A 16,809-nucleotide genomic window follows, 5' to 3' on the forward strand; every position below is an offset into this window, starting at 1 on the left:
GGCATGGAAGCCGATCGCACGACACCCCAGGCCAAGCCCCTGCTGCGCGCCCTCGCCGGCGAAGCCGTCTGGCCGCCCCCTGCCTGGCTGATGCGCCAGGCCGGGCGCTACCTGCCCGAATACCGCGAGGTCCGGGCCCAGGCCGGCGACTTCGTCAGCCTCTGCACCAACCCGCAGCTCGCGGCCGAGGTCACGCTCCAGCCGATCCGGCGCTACGGGATGGAAGCCTCGATCCTGTTCTCCGACATCCTGATGGTGCCTTGGGCGCTCGGCCAGCCGCTCCGCTTCGCCGAGGGCGAAGGCCCGCTGCTCGAGCCGCTGCGCGACGCCGACGCGATCGCAGCGCTCGATCCTTCCGTGGTGGTGGCGCGCTCGGCCCCGATCATGGAGACCGTCGCGCGGGTGCGCGAAGGCCTGGCGGCCGAGGCGCCGCGCACCACGCTGATCGGCTTCGCCGGCGGCTGCTTCACCGTCGCCTGCTACATGCTCGAGGGGAAGGGATCGAAGGAATTCCCCGCCGCGCGCGGCCTTGCCTACGCCGACCCGGCGCTGTTCGGGCGGCTGATCCGCACGTTGCAGGAAGCGACGGCGGAATACCTCGTTGCTCAGGTGGAAGCAGGCGCCGAGAGCCTGATGATCTTCGATTCCTGGGCCGGCATGCTCTCCCCCGGCCAGTTCCGCCGCTGGGTGATCGAGCCGACGGCGTCGATCCTGCGCACGCTGCGGCGGCGGTGCCCGGGCATCCCGGTGATCGGCTTCCCGCGGCTCGCCGGGCCGCTGCTGGCCGACTACGCGGCGCGGGCCGGCGTCGACGCTGTGGCGATGGACACCTCGATGGATCCGCGCTGGGCCGCGCAGGCCGTGCCGGAGACGATGGCCCTGCAGGGCAACCTCGATCCGCTGGCGCTGGTCGCCGGTGGCGCGGCGCTGGAAGCCGAGACACGGTCGATCCTCGCGGCGATGCGCGGGCGTCCGTACATCTTCAACCTCGGCCACGGCATTGTGCCGCAGACGCCGCCGGAGCACGTGACGAGCCTGATGCGGCTGCTGCGGTCCGCCTGATGCGGCAGGTGGTGCTGGACACGGAGACGACGGGCCTCGACCCGCTGCAGGGCGACCGCGTGATCGAGGTCGCCGCGGTCGAGCTGGTCAACCTTCTCCCCACCGGCGCCAGCTTCCACCGGCTGGTGAACCCGAAGCGCGACATCCCGGCGGAAGCCACGCGCGTCCATGGCTTCACCAATGCCGACCTCGAAGGCAAGCCGGGCTTCGAGGAGGTCGCCGAGGACCTGCTCGCCTTCCTCGGCGACTCCCCGATCATCGCCCACAACGCGCCCTTCGACTTCGGCTTCCTGGATGCGGAGCTGCTGCGCTGCGGGCGGAAGCCGCTCGATCGATCGCGCATGGTCGACAGCCTGGACATGGCGAAGCAGCGCTATCCGGGCATGCCGAACAGCCTGGATGCGCTGTGCCGGCGGCTCGGCATCGACAACTCGATGCGCACCTCCCACAACGCGGTGCTCGACTGCAAGCTGCTGGCCGAGGTCTATCTCGAGCTGATGGGCGGCAAGCAGCCGGGCTTCGAACTCGCGGCCGCGCTCGCCGGCAACGGGCCCGTGCTGGTGGATGGGGAGGCCGTGTCCTGGACCGCGCGCCCGATCGCCGTCCCGGATGACCGGGCCGCGGCGCATCAGGGCTTCGTCGCGTCCAAGCTGAAGGAAGCGATCTGGCTGAAGCCCCCCTTTGCGCCGGAGGCGTGAATGCGGGTCTTCCTCGGCCTGCTGCTCGGCTTCGTGCTCGGCTGGATCGCGACCTCGGCCGCGGCACTGACCTATGGCGAACTGGCGGGGGTCAGCCGGCGGGAAGGCGCCTTCGCCATGGGCGCCATCTTCCTGATGGGCCCGCTGGGCGGCGTCGCGGGCGCGATCCTCGGGGCCTGGCTGGCGCGCCGCTGAAGCTCTAGGCCGGCGCGTCGCGCAGGCGCCGCACCAACCGCCGGATCGCGGCCTGGGCGAAGAAGCGGCTGAGGCCGGTCGGAATCACCGCATCGGCATGGCGGCGCTTCTCGGCATCGGGCATCTGCCGCGCGCGGATCGCGGCAAGCCGCTCCTCGGTCATGCCGCGGCGGCGCAACACCCGGGCCCGCTGCACGGCGTCCGGCGCGGAGACGATCACGACGCGGTCGACGCGCTTCTGGCCGCCCGTCTCCAGCAGCAGCGGCACGTCGAGCACCACCATGCGGCGCGCCGCGCGCCGGGCGGTCGCGAGGAAGCGTCGTTCCTCGTCCCGCACCAGCGGATGGACGATGCGTTCCAGCCGCGTCAGCGCATCCGGCTGTCCGAGCACCGCGGCACGCAGCGCTTCCCGATCCACCTGGCCATCGCGCACGCTGCCGGGGAAGGCCGCGCCGATCGGCGCGACGGCGCGGCCGCGCCGCCCTTGCAGCCTGTGCACCGCCGCATCCGCGTCGAAGACCGGCACGCCGAGCCGCCGGAAGGTGGCCGAGGCGGTGGACTTGCCCATCCCGATCCCGCCGGTGAGGCCGATGACGATCATCGCGGCGGGATGTCCGCGGCAACCACCTCCCGCAGCGCCGCGTCCACGACGGGTGCGACGCCGAACCAGGCCTCGAAGCCGGGCCGCGCCTGGTGCAGCAGCATGCCGAGCCCATCGACGGCGACCAGGCCACGCGCCCGCGCGGCCGCCAGCAGGGGCGTCTCCAGCGGCACATAGACGATGTCGACGACCACCGAGGCGGGCGAGAGAGGCGCGAGGTCGATGGCAAGCGGCGGTTGTCCCTGCATGCCGAGGGAAGTGGTGTTCACCAGCAGCGCAGCGTCGGAGAGCGGCGGCGCGTCGGCCACCGCGATCGGGCCACCGAGGTCGCGCGCCAAGGCTTCCGCTCGCGCCACGCTGCGGTTCACCAGCGTGACGCGCGGGCATCCGCCATCGAGCAGCGCGGCGGCAACGGCCCGGGCCGCGCCGCCGGCGCCCAGCAGCACGGCTGGGCCCCGCGCGGGCGACCAGCCGGGCGCGCCGGCCTTGACCGATTCCACGAAGCCGAACCCATCCGTGTTCGACCCGGTGATGCGCCCATCCTCGAAGACCAGCGTGTTCACCGCCCCGGCCCGCCGCGCCGTGGCGTCGACCGTATCGCATACGGCAAAGGCGGCTTCCTTGTGCGGGATCGTGACATTGGCGCCGCGGAAGCCGAGATCGACCAGCGACCGCACCGCCGTCGCGAAACGGTCCGGATGCACCGGCAGCGGCACATAGGCGCCGTCGATGCCATGGCGTTGGAGCCATGTGCCGTGCAGGCGCGGGGATCGGGAATGCGAAACGGGCCAGCCGAGAACCCCGGCGAGGCGCGCGTGACCGGTGAGCAGGCGCATGTCGGGAGCAAGCATCGCCGGCGGCCCGCTGGCAAGGGCGGGCATGGCCTCAGCCGAAGCGCAACGCGGGCAGCGCGTCCGCCGCGCGGACGAAGTAGCGGTAGCGATAGGCCTCCACGAGGCCGAGGCCGCGATTGAGCGCCAGGGAGGGCGCGTTGGTCGTCGCCACCTGGCAGAACAGCCATGTCGCGCCCTGCCGCGCCGCCCAGTCGGCCGCGGCGCGGACGGTCCGGGCGGCGAGGCCCTTGCGGCGATGCTCCGGCCGCACGGCGAGGTCGAAATAGGCGGCGAGCGGGCCGGATGCGACGACCGAGGCGACCGACGCCGCCGCGCCATCCTCCCGCACCGTGATCCAGGCGCCGGGCACGGTCAGCAGCGGCGGCGTGCCTTCCTTCTCCCGCCGCCGGGCGGGCGTCTGGTGCTCGGCCGTCGCGGTCACCGCCATCCAGTCGGCGTCGGGCGCCGCCAGGGCCTCGGCCGCAGCGTCTGGCCTTGCGATCGCGGCGACCGGGGCGAGCAGGATCGCCGTCTCGTCCTTTTCCACATAGCCGCGCCCGGCGAGCAGCGCGGCCAGCCCCGGCGGGTCGAGCGGCGTGGAGCGGAAGCGCGGGGGCATGCCGAGCGCCGCGTAGCGCGCCTCGATCCGCGCGATCCGCGTCTCGAGATCAGGATGGGGAGAGGGGTCGAGCGAGGAGGCGGCATTGGCGCGCCCCGTGCCGCCGGCGAAGGCGCGGACCACGAAGGGCCCGTCGAAGCCGGTGCGGGGGGCGGGCACGCAGGTCAGCGTCGCGCGTTCCAGCGCCGCCACGTCGGGCGGAGTCACGGCTGCAGGCCGAGCCGGCCGATCAGCATCTCCTCCATCCGCGCCGTCTCGGCGAGGAAGGCGGTATAGGCACCGCCGTCGCGGTAATCCTCGGTCATGTCGTGCCGTTCCAGCATGGCGCGCACCTCGGTCGTGCGCAGCGCGGCCAGGAAGGCATCGTGCAGCGCCGTCGCGGCCTCCGCGGGAAGGCCCGGCGGGGCGACGATGCCGAAGGGCGCGGTGACGGTCAGGCGATAGCCGAGTTCCCGCAGCGTCGGCGCGTCGGGCCAGCGGGGCAGGCGCTGCGCGCTCCAGACATGCATCCAGGCAGCCTCGCCATCCTGCACCAGCGCGCCGATGCGGACCGGGCCGGCCATGATGTCCACGTCGCCGGCCACCACGGCGCGCGCGCCGTGCATCGTGCCGCGGAAGGGGACATGCACCGCCTGGATGCGTTCGCGCAGCAGCAGCCGCGCCATGGTCAGGTGCGGCGTCGAGTTCACGCCCGGCGTGCCGTAGGACAGCGTGCCCGGCTTCTCGCGCGCTTCCCGCAGGAAGCCGGCCCAGCCATCGGGGAAGCGGTCAGCCTTGGCGATGGCGCCATAGGCGCTGCCGGCGAGGCCGAGGATGGGCGTCGCGTCCCGCTCCGCCTCGAAGGGCAGGCCTTCCAGAAGCGCGGTGCGGATCGCCGAGTACGGCAATTGCGCGACGAGCCGCCCGTCCGAGGGCGCGGAAGCCAGCGCGGCGATGGCGCGGACCCCGCCGCGCCCAGGCTTGTTCTGCACGCGGATCGGCTGGCCGAGCCGCGCCCCGGCGGCCTCGGCGATCGCCCGCATGACATCGTCGTTCGACCCGCCCTCGGCGAAGGGAACGATGAGCGCAACCGGGCCGCCCGGCGTCCAGGCGGCGCCGGTCGGGCGGGCGATGGCGGGCAGGGTGATGGCGCCGAGGACGAAGCTTCGGCGCGCGATCCCTGGCATGCGGACGGCGTCTCCCCGGTCGGGACAAGACGCGCAATTTGCCTCGTCCGGGCCTGACGCGCCAGGGGGGGCCATGGCGTGCCTTGCTTCCGCCGGGAAGCGCGGGCAGAGGGCGCGGATGCTCCGTTCCGTGATGACCGTCGGCGCCTGGACCATGGCGAGCCGCATCCTCGGCTTTGCGCGCGACATCATGATCGCCGCGCGGCTCGGCGCCGGGCCGGTGGCAGATGCCTTCTTCGTCGCGCTCAAGCTGCCGAACCTGTTCCGCCGGCTGTTCGGGGAGGGCGCCTTCAACGCCGCCTTCGTGCCCGCCTTTGCCGGCGCGCTGGTGAAGGAAGGCCAGGATGCGGCGCGCGACCTGGCAGAGCGGATGAGTGCGCTGCTCGCGCTGTGGCTCGGACTGCTGACGGTGCTCGGCCTGGTCTTCATGCCGCAGGTGCTGGCGCTGCTCGCACCCGGCTTCCGGGCGGAACCCGAGAAATTCGCGCTGGCGGTGGAGCTGACGCGCATCACCTTCGGCTACCTGCCGCTGATCTGCCTCGTCGCGCTGATCTCGGGCGTGCTGAACGCGCTGGACCGCTTCGCGGCTGCGGCGGCGGCGCCGGTCTTCTTCAACCTGTTCCTGATGGCGGCGCTGGTGGGCCTTGCCCCGCATGTCGCGACGCCGGGGCATGCGCTGGCCTGGGGCGTGCTCGCATCGGGCTTCGTGCAACTGGCGATGGTTTGGTTCGCGGCGCGGCAGGCGGGCATGGCGCTGCGGCTGCTGCGCCCGCCGGCGCTGACGCCCCCGGTGCGGGAGGTGCTGCGGAAGATGGCGCCCGGCGTGCTTGGGGCGGGCGTCACGCAGATCAACCTGGCGGTCGATGTGGTGATCGCGTCGATGCTGCCCTCGGGGGCGGTCTCCTACCTCTATTACGCCGACCGTGTGGTGCAGCTGCCCCTCGGCGTGGTCGGCGCGGCGCTGGGGACGGCGCTCTTGCCGCTGCTGGCGCGGCAGTTGCGCGGCGGGCAGAGCCTCTCGGCGCATCGGAGCCTCAACCGGGGCGTCGAACTGGCGCTGCTGCTGGCGCTTCCGGCAGCGGCGGGCCTCGCAGCGGCGGCGATGCCGATCATGGCCGCGCTGTTCCAGCGCGGCGCCTTCGGGGAAGCCGCGGCGGCGGCGAGCGCGGCGGCGGTGATGGCCTATGCCCTCGGGCTGCCGGCCTTCGTGCTGGTGAAGGTCTTCGCGCCCGGCTTCTTCGCCCGTGGCGACACGGCGACGCCGGTGAAGATCGGGCTGTTCGTTGTGGCCCTGAACCTCGCGCTGAACCTGCTGTTCATGGGGCCGCTCGGCCATGTCGGTGTGGCGCTGGCGACGGCGCTGGCGGCCTGGGTGAACGCTGGGCTGCTCGCCTGGCTGCTGGTGCGGCGCGGCGCCTATGTGGTGGACCGCCGGGCGCGGCGGCGGGTGCCGCGCATGCTGGCCGCCGCGACGGTGATGGGCATCGTCGTGGCGCTGCTCGCCTGGGCCCTGCCCGTCGGCGCGACGTCCCTGGCGCGGGCCGCGGTGGCGGCGACGGTGATCGGCGCGGGGGGCGTGGTCTTCACCGCGGCGGGGATCGCGCTCGGGGCCTTCGATCCTCGGGAAGTGTGGGGGATGTTGCGGCGGAAGCGGGCGAAGGGCGGGGCGGGGTGAACCGCCCCCTCGCGCCCTTCCCGGTCCGCCTTCAGGCGGGCTGACGCCCCCCTCGGGGGGCGCAGCGAACGCCGTCGGTTACCGCGCCGGCAGGAAACCCACGATCTCCCGCGCGCGCTTCATGATCGGCTCCGCGATCTCCCGCGCCCGGTCCGCGCCCAGGTGCAGCGCGGCGTCCAGCGCGAAGGGGTCGTCCAGCAGCCGCTTCATCTCGGCCGCGATCGGCTGCAGATGCGCCACCAGCGCGTCGGTCAGCGTGGACTTGAACGGGCCGAAGCCCTGCCCGCCATGCTCGCGCAGCACGTTCTCGGGCAACGTGCCGGTGATGGCGGCCAGGATGCCCACCAGGTTGCGCGCCTCCGGCCGCCCTTCCAGGCCCGCCATGTGGTCCGGCAGCGGCTCCGGGTCCGTCTTGGCGCGGCGGATCTTCAGCGCGATCGTGTCGGCATCGTCGGTCAGGTTGATGCGCGACTGGTCGGACGGGTCCGACTTCGACATCTTCTTCGTGCCGTCGCGCAGCGACATCACGCGGGCGGCGACCCCCTGGATCAGCGGCTCGATCGTCGGGAAGAACTCCACGCCGTAGTCGTGGTTGAACTTCTGCGCGATGTCGTTGGCGAGCTCGAGATGCTGCTTCTGGTCGTCGCCGACCGGCACCTTCGTCGCGTGATAGGCCAGGATATCGGCCGCCATCAGGTTCGGATACACGTAGAGCCCGGCGGAAGCGGCCTCCCGGTCCTTGCCGGCCTTGTCCTTGAACTGCGTCATGCGGTTCAGCCAGCCGAGCCGCGCGATGCAGTTGAAGATCCAGCCGAGCTCGGCATGCGCGCCGACATGGCTCTGCACGAACAGGGTGCAGCGCTTCGGGTCGAGCCCGCAGGCGATCAGCGCCGCGGCCATCTCCCGCGTCTGGCGCGTGAGTTCCTTCGGGTCCTGCCAGACCGTGATGGCGTGCAGATCGACGACGCAGTAGATCGCCTCCGCCTGGTCCTGCAGCGGCACCCAGTTGCGGATGGCGCCGAGGTAGTTGCCGAGGGTGGGCACGCCGGAGGGCTGGATGCCTGAAAAGACGCGGCTCATCGCGAGGGGACCGTCTGCCTGGATGGGGCCGGCGTGATCCCGCGCCGGGGCGGGGGCGTCAAGCCCGGGAGGGGGCGGCAGGGATCGCGCGGCGGGTTCGAGGACCTCTCACCTGGCGCGGGGCCGCGGCCGCCGTTCAGGCCGGCGTCTCCCGATGCCCGAAGATCGCGGTCCCCACGCGCACATGCGTAGCGCCTTCCGCGATCGCGGCCTCGAAATCCCCGCTCATGCCCATCGACAGCACCGCCAGGCCGTGACGCCCCGCCAGCTCCCGCAGATACGCGAAATGCGGGCGCGGGTCGGCATCGACCGGCGGGATGCACATCAGCCCGGTCACCGGCAGGCCGTGTTCCTCCCGCGCGGCGCGGATGAAGGCATCCGCCTCCGCGCGCGGCACGCCGGATTTCTGCGTCTCGTCGCCGGTGTTCACCTGCACCAGGCAATCCGGCCGGCGGCCTTCCTTGGCCATGGCCTCGGCGATGGCGGTGGCGAGCTTCGGACGGTCGATCGTCTCGATCACGTCGGCCACGCGCACGGCGTCGCGCGCCTTGTTGGTCTGCAGCCCGCCGATGATGTGCAGCCGAAGCGCCGGATGCGCCGCGCGCAGTCCGGGGAATTTTGACTGCGCCTCCTGCACCCGGTTCTCCCCGAACACGGTCTGGCCAGCGGCCAGGGCCGCGACCACGGCGTCCTGCGGATGCGTCTTGGACACGGCGACGAGCGTCACGCTGCCCGGCGGGCGGCCGGCGCGGGCGGTCGCGTCCTCGATGCGGGCGCGGATGGCGGCGAGGCGGGTGGCGATGTCGGTCATGCGGTGAAATTAGCACCGCGCGCGCCGCCGGGCAGGCCACGCCCGCCATTTGTTGCGGAGCCCCGCCGCGCGGCGTAGGAAGCGCGACATGGAAGGCCTGTCCGCCCCGCCCCGCCGCGCCGAGATCGTCCGCGAAACGGCCGAGACATCGATCCGCGTCGCCATCGACCTCGACGGCGCCGGCCGTGCCGAGATCGCGACCGGCATCGGCTTCCTCGACCACATGCTGACCGCGCTCGCCCGCCATTCGCTGATCGACATGACCGTCGCGGCCAAGGGCGACCTGCACATCGATTTCCACCACACCGCCGAGGATGTGGGCATCGTGCTCGGCCAGGCGATCCGCAAGGCGCTGGCCGACAAGCGCGGCATACGCCGCTATGGCGCCGCCCTGCTGCCGATGGACGAGGCGCTGGCCGAATGCGCCATCGACATCTCCGGCCGCCCCTTCCTCGCCTGGTCCGTCCCCTTCGCCCGCGACAAGGTGGGGGAGATGGACACCGAGCTGTTCGAGGAATTCTTCCGCGCCCTTGCCTTCAACGCGGGCATCACCCTGCACATGACCTTGAAGGCGGGCACCAACGCGCACCATGTCGCAGAGGCCTGCTTCAAGGCCGCGGCGCGCGCCCTGCGGCAGGCCGTCGAACCCGACGCGCGGGCCGGCGGCGCCATCCCCTCGACCAAGGGCGTTCTGGAGGGCTGAGGATGCGCGTCTGGACCGTGCATGCGCGACCTCCCTCCCAGCGAAGGGGGGGCGAGACCCTCCTGGTGCGCGACGGCTTCGCCTGGGGCGCGCTGCTGGCGCCGACCATCTGGTTCCTGTCGAACCGCCTGATCGCCCTCGCCGCCATCCATGCCGCGGCCTGCATCGCGCTGGCGGCGACGCTGCCGGGGCCGGTGGCCGGCCCGCTGCTTCTCGGCCTGAACCTGTTCATTGGTTTCGAGGCACGAAACCTGCAAGCCTGGTGGCTCGGCCTGCGCGGCTGGCGCACCGAAGGCGTCGTCATGGGACGGGACGAGGAAGCGGCCTTCCTCCACCTCGCCTCCTGGCGGCCGGACCTCGCGCGGGTCGCGCGATGACGGGGGGCAGTCCATGACGCAGCGCGTCGCGGTGATCGACCCGGGCTCGGGCAACCTGGCCTCGGTGCTCCGCGCCTTCGAGAAGGCGGCAGAAGACAACGAGATCGACGTGCAGGTGAAGGTCGTCACCTCCGCGGCCGACCTGCGCATGGCGGACCGCATCGTTCTGCCCGGCCAGGGCGCCTTCGCTGCCTGCCGGCGCGGGCTCGATGCGCTGCCTGGCGTGGTCGACGCGCTGGAGGACCGCGTGCGCGGCCACGGCGTTCCCTTCCTGGGCATCTGCGTCGGCATGCAGCTGATGGCCACACGCGGGCTCGAGCATGGGGAGACGCCCGGCCTCGGCTGGATCCCCGGCACGGTCGCGCCGATGGACCCGAAGGGCCCGGACGGGCTGCCGCTGCCCCTGCCGCAGATGGGCTGGAACGAGCTGTCCTTCGAGGAAGGCTTCCACCCGGTGCTCGACCTGGTCCGCCCCGGCGACCAGGTCTACTTCGTCCATTCCTTCGCCTTCGAGGCCGAGGACCCCGAGGACGTGATCGCCACCACCGACTATGGCGGGCCGGTCGCCGCCATCATCGCGCGCGGCAACCTCGCCGGCCTGCAATTCCATGTCGAGAAAAGCGGGCCCATCGGGCTGCGCATGCTCGCGAACTTCCTGAGGTGGGAACCGTGAATTCCGTCGCGCTGCAGTCGGGCCATACGCTCGAGGTCGAACGCGCCGAGCGTCTCTCGGATGCCGACCTGGCCGAACTGGCGGAGGCGACCGACGCCGCCATCATCGAGGGCGGCGGCTTCGGCTGGGTGGAACCCCAGGGGCGCGCCGCGCTGGAACGGCATTTCCGCGGCGTGCTGCTGGTGCCGGAACGGGAGTTGTTCGTGGCACGGCTCGACGGGCATGCGGTGGGATCCGCCCTGCTGGTCCGCCCGCCCCGCAACAACGAAGCGCAGGCCTTCGCCGCGACCCTGACGCACGCCTACATCGCGCCCTATGCCCGCGGCTTCGGCCTCGCCCGGCGGCTCGTGGGCAAGGTGGAGGAACGCGCGGCCGCGCTCGGCCACCGCGTCCTGAACCTCGACGTGCGGGAGACGCAGGCGACCGCCATCGCGCTGTTCGAAAGCCTCGGCTACGTGCATTGGGGGACCCATCCCTACTATGCGCGGGTCAAGGGGCAGACAGTGGCGGGGCGGTTCTACTTCAAGACCCTGGAGCCGGGGCGAGGCAGGGCGACCGGGGATCTCATCGACGGGGCGGTCTAGTAAGGCGCCGCGGGGGAGGGGAACCTCCCCCGCACCCCCTCCCTTCCTTTTCTTTCCGCCCTTGCAGACGGACATCGACGGATGACGCTCACGCTCTATCCCGCCATCGACCTCAAGGGGGGGAAGGTGGTCAGGCTGAAGCGCGGGGAGATGGACCAGGCCACGATCTACGCCGAGGATCCGGGGGCGCAGGCGGCGGCCTTCGTCGCGCAAGGGTTCGGCTGGATCCATGTCGTCGACCTCGACGGGGCCTTCGCGGGCAAGCCGGCCAATGCGGATGCGGTGCGCGGCATCCTGGCGGCGGCGCCGGGCACGCGTGTGCAGCTCGGCGGCGGCATCCGCACCATGGCGGTGGCGGAAGCCTGGCTCGCTGCCGGCGTCGCGCGGATCATCCTCGGCAGCGCGGCGGTGAAGGACCCTGACTTCGCGCGGGCCGCCTGCCGCGCCTTCCCCGGCCGCGTGGCCCTCGGCATCGACGCGCGCGACGGCATGGTCGCGACCGAAGGCTGGGCCGAGACCTCCGACGTGACCGCGACCGACCTCGCCCGGCACTTCGAGGACAGCGGCGCGGCGGCGGTGATCTACACCGACATCGCCCGCGACGGGATGCTGGGCGGGGTGAATGTGGAGGCGACGGCAGCGCTCGCCCGCGCTGTCGCGCTGCCGGTCATCGCCAGCGGCGGCGTCGCGGGGGTGGGCGACCTCCTCGCGCTGCGCGCGGCGCAGGCGGGGATCGAAGGGGCGATCATCGGCCGCGCGCTCTATGACGGGCGGATCGAGCCGAAGGCGGCGCTGGCGGCGGCGGCCTAGGGCGCGGCAGGCGGCGCCGGCCCCCGTATCCGCGGGCTATTCGCCGCCCCCGCCCCCGCCGCCGTCGGACCCGCCGCTGTCCGACGACCCGCCACTGTCGGAGGATGCGGAGGACCCGCTCTCCTTCGTATCGAAGTTGCCGCCGTTTTCGCCGCGCTTCTCCTCGAAGGCCACGGCGGCCACGCCGGCGCTGGTGGCACGGTCCCGGTCGCGGTCGCGCTGCCAGTCGCGGTCGTCGTCCCGGCTGTCCTCCCGGTCCTCGGCGTCCTTGTCCTTGCGGGACATGCCCCGCTTCTCGAGCGCCCGGTCGAAGGCGGCGCGCTTGCGCGGCCCCCACCAGAAGCGGGGCGTTCCCCGCTCGAGCTCGTCCCAGGAGAATTCGTAGCCATCCTCGAGCACGCCGGTCCCGCGCATCTGTCCCGCCCTCCGCTCAGCATCGCTTCACTTGACCTGGGGCATCATTCCGCCGCACTCGAAAGCGCGCCATCACGCAGCGCACAATGCGTTCCACTTCCCGGACAAGATGAAGGGTCATCCGTCACCGTGCTCGCGCTTCGCGTCATCCCCTGCCTCGACGTCAAGGACGGCCGCGTCGTGAAGGGCGTGAACTTCGTGGAACTCCGCGACGCCGGCGACCCGGTGGAGCAGGCCCGCGCCTACGACGCCGAGGGCGCGGACGAGGTCACCTTCCTCGACATCACCGCCTCCCACGAGAACCGGGACACCATCCTCGACGTCGTCTCCCGCACGGCGGCCGAGGTCTTCATCCCGCTGACGGTCGGTGGCGGCGTACGCAGCGTGGAGGATGCCCGGCGCCTGCTGCTGGCGGGCGCCGACAAGGTCTCGATCAATTCCGCGGCCGTCACCGACCCCGACCTGGTGCGCCGCTGCGCCGAGGCCTTCGGCAGCCAGGCGATCGTCGTGGCCATCGATGCGCGGAAGAAGGATGCGGGCGAGGGCTGGGAAGTCTTCACCCATGGCGGCCGCCGCGGCGCGGGCATCGATGCGGTGGACTGGGCGCGGCGCGTGGCCGGGCTCGGCGCGGGGGAGATCCTGCTGACCTCGATGGACCGGGACGGCACGAAGCAGGGCTTCGACCTGCCCCTGACGCGCGCCGTGCGCGCCGCGGTGCGACTGCCGATCGTCGCCTCGGGCGGCGTCGGCCAGCCGGAGCATTTCGTCGACGGGGCACGGGCGGGCGCGACCGGACTGCTCGCCGCCTCCGTCTTCCACTACGGGGAATTCCGGATCGCCGACGCCAAGGCCGCGCTTGCGGCCGCTGGCCTGCCGGTGCGCCGTGCCCCACGCTTTGGGAGCCCCAGCTGATGGGCAAGGCCGCGAAGAAGAAGACGCCGGCGGGCAAGGCCCCGAAGGCCGCGCCGAAGGCGAAGCGCAAGGCGAAGCCGGCCGTGGCCGCGGCCGCCGCGAAGGGCAAGGCCAAGGTCAAGGCCAAGGTGAAGGCCAAGGTTCCGAAGCCGCTGCGCAAGGCGGAAAAGCGGGTGCTCACGCCCCTCGCCGCCGCCATCGCGGTGCCGGGGGCGGAGGCCGCCATCCTCGACCGGCTGTGGCATGTGGTGGAGGAACGCCGCCAGGCCGGCGACACCATGACGTCCCATTCCGCCCGGCTGCTCGCCCGCGGCACCGCCAAGGTGGCGCAGAAGCTGGGGGAGGAAGCGGTGGAATGCGTCATCGAGGCCGCCACCGGCAACCGCGCCGCGACGGTCCTCGAAAGCGCCGACCTGCTCTATCACCTGATGGTCGTCTGGGTGGATGCCGGCATCCGGCCTGAGGAAGTCTGGGGCGAGCTCGCCCGCCGCCAGGGCATCTCCGGCATCGCGGAGAAGGCGGCGCGCCCGCGCGGCATCCTCCGCGCCGCGGGGACCAGCAAGCTGCCCTGACCGCGGGCGCTGGCGCGCCGCCCCGCGCATCCTTGCGCCCCACCCCGCACGTTCTTGCGCCCCTCCCCGCGCCTTGGGGAGGATGGCGCGCCCAGCGAGGAGCCCCGCCATGTCCGTGACCGGCCTGCCGCCCTATGACGACGCCAACATCTTCGCCCGCATCCTGCGCGGGGAAATTCCCTGCAAGCGGGTGCACGAGGACGCGCACGCGCTGGCCTTCCACGACATCAACCCGCAGGCGCCGGTGCATGTGCTGGTGATCCCGAAGGGGCGCTATGTCTCGGTGGCGGATTTCTCGGCGCATGCGAGCGAGGCCGAGATCACCGGCTTCTGGCGGGCAGTCGCCAAGGTGGCGAAGGATCTCGGGCTCGAGGCCGGGGGCTATCGCGTGCTGACCAACATGGGCGCGGATGGCGGCCAGGAAGTGCCGCATTTCCACGTGCACGTCTTCGGCGGCCGGCGGATCGGCCGGATGGTGCCCAAGGCGGACTGACCGGCCGCGCCCTCGCCTTCCCCTTGCGCGGGCGCGGGGGTAAGCCACGTCGCGTGACCGACGCCCAGACGCATCTCCGTGCCGCCGAGGCCGCCCTTCGCGGCGGCCGCCCCGCCGAGGCCGAGCAGGCCGCACGCGCCGCCATCGCCGCCGCGCCCGCCGACCCCGCCACGCAGCATGTCGCCGGCATGGTGCTGCTGCGCCTGGGGCGGGTGCCGGATGCGCTCGGCCCGCTGGCCACCGCGGCCGCCGCGCCGGACGCGCCGGTCGCCTGGGTCGTCGCCCTGGGCAATGCGGAAGCGATGGCCGGGCGCCACGACGCCGCGGAGGCGACGCTGCGCCGCGCCCTGGCGCGCGAGCCCGCCAACGCGGTCGCCCAGCTCAACCTCGGCATCCTGCTGACCGGCCGCGGCGACATGGCCGGGGCGCGGGCGGCGATCGAGGCTTCGCTTGCCGCGCGGCCCGACCAGCCGGGGGCGCTGATGGCGCTCGGCAACGTCGCGATGAAGGTGGGCGATGCCGCCGGCGCGGCGGAGGCCTTCGCCCGCGCTGCCGCGTCCCGGCCCGGCTTCGCGGAGGCCGAGGCCAATCTCGGCGCCGCGCTCGCCGAACTCGGCCGCGCCACCGAGGCCGAGGCGGCGCTGCGGCGCGCCCTCGCGCGCAATCCTGGCCTCGCGCTGGCGCGCCTGCGGCTTGGCGACGTGCTGCTCGGCACCGGCCGCGCCGAGGAGGCGGCGACCGAATTGAAGGAGGCGCTGGCGCGCGAGCCGCGCGCCGCGACGGGCTGGAACAGCCTCGGCCTCGCGCTCCGCGCGCTGGGCCGGATGGGGGAAGCGGCGACGGCCTTCCGCAGCGCGGTGGCGGCGGACCAGCGCCTGCCCGCGGCGCATGCCAACCTGGCCCTGCTGCTCGCCTGGACCGGCGAGGCGGAGGCGGCCCGCGCCGCCGCCGAACGCGCGCGGCAGCTGGCGCCCGGGGATGGGCTCGCGCTGCTCGCGCTGGCCGTGGCGGCGGCGGCGGCGGGGGACGCGGCCGCCGCGCACGCGGCCTCGCTCGGCGCGGTCCGCGCGCGGCCCTTCGTGCATGTCCCGGCGCGCGGCACGGCTGAGGCGACGGTGCTCGTGCTGCAGGCGATCGGCGACGGCCATTTCGTGCCGGCGCCGGGCGGCGCGAAGCTGCCCGACGGCCACAACAACGCCTCCGACCACCTGGACCCGGCGCGCTTCGCCCGCGTCGAGCTGTTCGTCGACGCGATCGAGGACGATCCCGGCCTGCTCGACCGGCTGCCGCGCTGCGACGTCATCTACAACGCGATCACGGAACCCGAGGGGATGCGCCGGGGCCTCGCCCTGGCCGGCCGGGTGGTGGAGAGGCTCGGCCTGCCGGTCATCAACCATCCCGGGCTGATCGACCGCGCGGCGCGCGACAGCGCCGCGGCGCTGCTGGCCGACATCGACGGGCTGCTGGTGCCGCGCGTCATCCGCGTTCCGGCCGCCGAGGATACGCCCGCCGCCGTCATCGCCGCGCTCGAGGCCGGCGGCCTGCCCTTCCCCGTCATCCTGCGCCCGGCGGGCACGCATACCGGGCATGGCATGGTCCTCGCGCATTCGGCCGACGACCTGGACGGGCTGCCATCGGGCGTCGAGCACTTCGCGACCGAGTTCGTCGACTTCCGCGACGAGCAGGGCCTGTATCGCAAGACGCGCCTGCTGCTGGTGGGCGGGCGGATCCTGGCCGAGCACCTCGCGACGGCGGACCACTGGAACATCCACCACGCCAATTCGCGCGCCTATATGCGCGTGCACCCCGAGGCGCAGGCGCTCGAGCAGGACTACCTCGCGAACACCGAGCGGCATCTCGGCGCCATCCGCCTGATCGCCCTGGGCGAGGTGGCGGATCGGATGGGGCTCGACTTCCTCGGCGTCGACGCGGCGCTGCTGCCCGATGGCCGGCTGCTGGTCTTCGAGGCCAATCCCAGCATGCGGGCGATGTTCTCCGAGGCGCGCCGGGGCTTCGAATACCTGTTGCCGGGCCTTGCGCGGCTGTCCGCGGCCTTCTGCGACCTGGTGCTGGCGAAGGCGCGGGGCTAGCGCGTGGGCGCGCTCGTTGCGGCGGCAAGGCGATGCCGCCCGCCGCGGCGCGCCGGGCGAACGCTGCCGCGGCTCTGGCTTGTGTCCGACCCCGCGCGCCTGCCCGACCCCCGGGCCGTCGCGGCCCGCCTGCCGCGCGGGGCGGGCGTGCTGGCGCGCGGCGCCACGCCCCCGGTGCTGGCGGGTCTGGCCGCGCTGTGCCGGCGACGGGGCCTGGTGCTGCTGGTCGCGGGCGATGGGCGCGCGGCGCTGGCGGCAGGCGCGGGCCTGCACCTGCCGGAGCGGCGCCCGGCCACGGGGCTGCTGCCCTTCCTGGCCGCGCGCCGCGCCGGGGCGCCGGGCGCGGTGCTGACGCTGGCGGCCCATGGCGGGGCGGCGGGCGCGGCGCGGGCGCGGCGGCTGGGCCCGGAGCTTGTTTTCCTGTCGCCCCTGTTCCCGACC

21 protein-coding genes are annotated in these 16,809 nt (G+C 73.4%); 14 read left to right on the forward strand and 7 right to left on the reverse strand.

Annotated elements, in window-relative coordinates; genetic code table 11:
* The first annotated feature begins 3 nt into the window (after window positions 1–3).
* The 3 genes from hemE to J5Y09_RS20350 are packed head-to-tail and all read left to right on the forward strand — an operon-like array spanning window position 4 to window position 1,955.
* The gene (hemE, locus tag J5Y09_RS20340; RefSeq protein ID WP_209353691.1) at window positions 4–1,062 is read left to right on the forward strand and encodes a uroporphyrinogen decarboxylase; all 1,059 of its coding nucleotides are present in this window, start codon (window positions 4–6) and stop codon (window positions 1,060–1,062) included.
* On the forward strand, window positions 1,062–1,760 hold the full coding sequence (dnaQ, locus tag J5Y09_RS20345) for a DNA polymerase III subunit epsilon (RefSeq protein ID WP_408904074.1): 699 nt from the start codon (window positions 1,062–1,064) through the stop codon (window positions 1,758–1,760). Before hemE ends, dnaQ begins: the two co-directional genes overlap by 1 nt.
* Complete coding sequence (locus tag J5Y09_RS20350; protein ID WP_209353692.1) at window positions 1,761–1,955, forward strand: hypothetical protein; 195 nt, start codon at window positions 1,761–1,763, stop codon at window positions 1,953–1,955.
* Between the two features lie 4 nt (window positions 1,956–1,959).
* Here J5Y09_RS20350 and coaE read toward each other — a convergent pair whose 3' ends face one another.
* Genes coaE through J5Y09_RS20370 form a run of 4 tightly spaced genes read right to left on the reverse strand, consistent with a single transcriptional unit; the run spans window position 1,960 to window position 5,174 of the window.
* Window positions 1,960–2,556: a dephospho-CoA kinase gene (coaE, locus tag J5Y09_RS20355; RefSeq protein ID WP_209353693.1), complete on the reverse strand. Its 597-nt coding sequence runs from the start codon at window positions 2,554–2,556 to the stop codon at window positions 1,960–1,962.
* The gene (locus tag J5Y09_RS20360; protein ID WP_432761242.1) at window positions 2,553–3,407 is read right to left on the reverse strand and encodes a shikimate dehydrogenase; all 855 of its coding nucleotides are present in this window, start codon (window positions 3,405–3,407) and stop codon (window positions 2,553–2,555) included. The genes coaE and J5Y09_RS20360 overlap by 4 nt, the downstream gene beginning before the upstream one ends.
* Before the next feature lie 34 nt (window positions 3,408–3,441).
* Window positions 3,442–4,215 (reverse strand): GNAT family N-acetyltransferase, encoded by a 774-nt coding sequence (locus tag J5Y09_RS20365; RefSeq protein WP_209353694.1) that lies wholly within the window; start codon window positions 4,213–4,215, stop codon window positions 3,442–3,444.
* Window positions 4,212–5,174, reverse strand: coding sequence for a Bug family tripartite tricarboxylate transporter substrate binding protein (locus J5Y09_RS20370; protein ID WP_209353695.1), 963 nt, complete (start codon window positions 5,172–5,174; stop codon window positions 4,212–4,214). Before J5Y09_RS20370 ends, J5Y09_RS20365 begins: the two co-directional genes overlap by 4 nt.
* Window positions 5,175–5,292: 118 nt before the next feature.
* On the opposite strand from J5Y09_RS20370, the gene murJ reads away from it, so the two are divergent.
* Window positions 5,293–6,849: a murein biosynthesis integral membrane protein MurJ gene (gene murJ / locus J5Y09_RS20375; protein WP_209353696.1), complete on the forward strand. Its 1,557-nt coding sequence runs from the start codon at window positions 5,293–5,295 to the stop codon at window positions 6,847–6,849.
* A gap of 78 nt (window positions 6,850–6,927) precedes the next feature.
* Here murJ and trpS read toward each other — a convergent pair whose 3' ends face one another.
* Complete coding sequence (trpS, locus tag J5Y09_RS20380) at window positions 6,928–7,929, reverse strand: tryptophan--tRNA ligase (RefSeq protein WP_209353697.1); 1,002 nt, start codon at window positions 7,927–7,929, stop codon at window positions 6,928–6,930.
* A 136-nt stretch (window positions 7,930–8,065) separates the two neighbouring features.
* Window positions 8,066–8,740 carry a YggS family pyridoxal phosphate-dependent enzyme gene (locus tag J5Y09_RS20385; RefSeq protein WP_209353698.1) on the reverse strand — a complete coding sequence of 225 codons (675 nt, stop codon included), beginning with the start codon at window positions 8,738–8,740 and terminating at the stop codon, window positions 8,066–8,068.
* A gap of 88 nt (window positions 8,741–8,828) precedes the next feature.
* Between J5Y09_RS20385 and hisB the strand changes: the two genes are divergently transcribed.
* From hisB to hisA, 5 genes are all read left to right on the forward strand, one after another.
* Window positions 8,829–9,443, forward strand: a complete 615-nt coding sequence (gene hisB, locus J5Y09_RS20390; protein ID WP_209353699.1) for an imidazoleglycerol-phosphate dehydratase HisB — start codon at window positions 8,829–8,831, stop codon at window positions 9,441–9,443.
* 2 nt (window positions 9,444–9,445) lie between these two features.
* Complete coding sequence (locus J5Y09_RS20395; protein ID WP_209353700.1) at window positions 9,446–9,820, forward strand: DUF2628 domain-containing protein; 375 nt, start codon at window positions 9,446–9,448, stop codon at window positions 9,818–9,820.
* A 13-nt stretch (window positions 9,821–9,833) separates the two neighbouring features.
* Window positions 9,834–10,493, forward strand: a complete 660-nt coding sequence (hisH, locus tag J5Y09_RS20400; RefSeq protein ID WP_209353701.1) for an imidazole glycerol phosphate synthase subunit HisH — start codon at window positions 9,834–9,836, stop codon at window positions 10,491–10,493.
* Window positions 10,490–11,077 carry a GNAT family N-acetyltransferase gene (locus J5Y09_RS20405; RefSeq protein WP_209353702.1) on the forward strand — a complete coding sequence of 196 codons (588 nt, stop codon included), beginning with the start codon at window positions 10,490–10,492 and terminating at the stop codon, window positions 11,075–11,077. The genes hisH and J5Y09_RS20405 overlap by 4 nt, the downstream gene beginning before the upstream one ends.
* Window positions 11,078–11,158: 81 nt before the next feature.
* Window positions 11,159–11,887, forward strand: a complete 729-nt coding sequence (hisA, locus tag J5Y09_RS20410; protein ID WP_209353703.1) for a 1-(5-phosphoribosyl)-5-[(5-phosphoribosylamino)methylideneamino]imidazole-4-carboxamide isomerase — start codon at window positions 11,159–11,161, stop codon at window positions 11,885–11,887.
* Window positions 11,888–11,923: 36 nt separating this feature from the next.
* On the opposite strand, the gene J5Y09_RS20415 is transcribed toward hisA, so the two are convergent.
* Window positions 11,924–12,301: a hypothetical protein gene (locus tag J5Y09_RS20415; protein WP_209353704.1), complete on the reverse strand. Its 378-nt coding sequence runs from the start codon at window positions 12,299–12,301 to the stop codon at window positions 11,924–11,926.
* Window positions 12,302–12,430: 129 nt separating this feature from the next.
* On the opposite strand from J5Y09_RS20415, the gene hisF reads away from it, so the two are divergent.
* From hisF to J5Y09_RS20440, 5 genes are all read left to right on the forward strand, one after another.
* Entirely contained in the window at window positions 12,431–13,213 is a 783-nt protein-coding gene (gene hisF / locus J5Y09_RS20420; RefSeq protein ID WP_209353705.1) for an imidazole glycerol phosphate synthase subunit HisF, read from the forward strand.
* A complete protein-coding gene (locus tag J5Y09_RS20425; protein WP_209353706.1) occupies window positions 13,213–13,785 on the forward strand; it encodes a phosphoribosyl-ATP diphosphatase in 573 nt (190 codons plus the stop codon). The genes hisF and J5Y09_RS20425 overlap by 1 nt, the downstream gene beginning before the upstream one ends.
* Before the next feature lie 109 nt (window positions 13,786–13,894).
* Window positions 13,895–14,278 carry a histidine triad nucleotide-binding protein gene (locus J5Y09_RS20430; RefSeq protein ID WP_209353707.1) on the forward strand — a complete coding sequence of 128 codons (384 nt, stop codon included), beginning with the start codon at window positions 13,895–13,897 and terminating at the stop codon, window positions 14,276–14,278.
* A 53-nt stretch (window positions 14,279–14,331) separates the two neighbouring features.
* On the forward strand, window positions 14,332–16,368 hold the full coding sequence (locus tag J5Y09_RS20435; RefSeq protein ID WP_209353708.1) for a tetratricopeptide repeat protein: 2,037 nt from the start codon (window positions 14,332–14,334) through the stop codon (window positions 16,366–16,368).
* 81 nt (window positions 16,369–16,449) lie between these two features.
* A partial coding sequence (locus J5Y09_RS20440; RefSeq protein ID WP_209353709.1) for a thiamine phosphate synthase occupies window positions 16,450–16,809 on the forward strand: 360 nt, incomplete at its 3' end.

The organism is Roseomonas nitratireducens, from assembly GCF_017813355.1.
Classification (GTDB): domain Bacteria; phylum Pseudomonadota; class Alphaproteobacteria; order Acetobacterales; family Acetobacteraceae; genus Neoroseomonas; species Neoroseomonas nitratireducens.

Excerpts from the sequence above, each read along its gene's own strand:
- hisH (WP_209353701.1), top strand. The coding sequence starts at position 9,834 with ATGACGCAGCGCGTCGCGGTGATCGACCCGGGCTCGGGCAACCTGGCC.
- hemE (WP_209353691.1), top strand. The coding sequence starts at position 4 with ATGGAAGCCGATCGCACGACACCCCAGGCCAAGCCCCTGCTGCGCGCC.
- J5Y09_RS20425 (WP_209353706.1), top strand. The coding sequence starts at position 13,213 with ATGGGCAAGGCCGCGAAGAAGAAGACGCCGGCGGGCAAGGCCCCGAAG.
- J5Y09_RS20350 (WP_209353692.1), top strand. The coding sequence starts at position 1,761 with ATGCGGGTCTTCCTCGGCCTGCTGCTCGGCTTCGTGCTCGGCTGGATC.
- J5Y09_RS20385 (WP_209353698.1), bottom strand. The coding sequence starts at position 8,740 with ATGACCGACATCGCCACCCGCCTCGCCGCCATCCGCGCCCGCATCGAG.
- J5Y09_RS20415 (WP_209353704.1), bottom strand. The coding sequence starts at position 12,301 with ATGCGCGGGACCGGCGTGCTCGAGGATGGCTACGAATTCTCCTGGGAC.
- hisB (WP_209353699.1), top strand. The coding sequence starts at position 8,829 with ATGGAAGGCCTGTCCGCCCCGCCCCGCCGCGCCGAGATCGTCCGCGAA.
- trpS (WP_209353697.1), bottom strand. The coding sequence starts at position 7,929 with ATGAGCCGCGTCTTTTCAGGCATCCAGCCCTCCGGCGTGCCCACCCTC.
- dnaQ (WP_408904074.1), top strand. The coding sequence starts at position 1,062 with ATGCGGCAGGTGGTGCTGGACACGGAGACGACGGGCCTCGACCCGCTG.
- J5Y09_RS20360 (WP_432761242.1), bottom strand. The coding sequence starts at position 3,407 with ATGCTTGCTCCCGACATGCGCCTGCTCACCGGTCACGCGCGCCTCGCC.
- J5Y09_RS20395 (WP_209353700.1), top strand. The coding sequence starts at position 9,446 with ATGCGCGTCTGGACCGTGCATGCGCGACCTCCCTCCCAGCGAAGGGGG.
- J5Y09_RS20370 (WP_209353695.1), bottom strand. The coding sequence starts at position 5,174 with ATGCCAGGGATCGCGCGCCGAAGCTTCGTCCTCGGCGCCATCACCCTG.
- murJ (WP_209353696.1), top strand. The coding sequence starts at position 5,293 with ATGCTCCGTTCCGTGATGACCGTCGGCGCCTGGACCATGGCGAGCCGC.
- J5Y09_RS20430 (WP_209353707.1), top strand. The coding sequence starts at position 13,895 with ATGTCCGTGACCGGCCTGCCGCCCTATGACGACGCCAACATCTTCGCC.
- hisA (WP_209353703.1), top strand. The coding sequence starts at position 11,159 with ATGACGCTCACGCTCTATCCCGCCATCGACCTCAAGGGGGGGAAGGTG.
- coaE (WP_209353693.1), bottom strand. The coding sequence starts at position 2,556 with ATGATCGTCATCGGCCTCACCGGCGGGATCGGGATGGGCAAGTCCACC.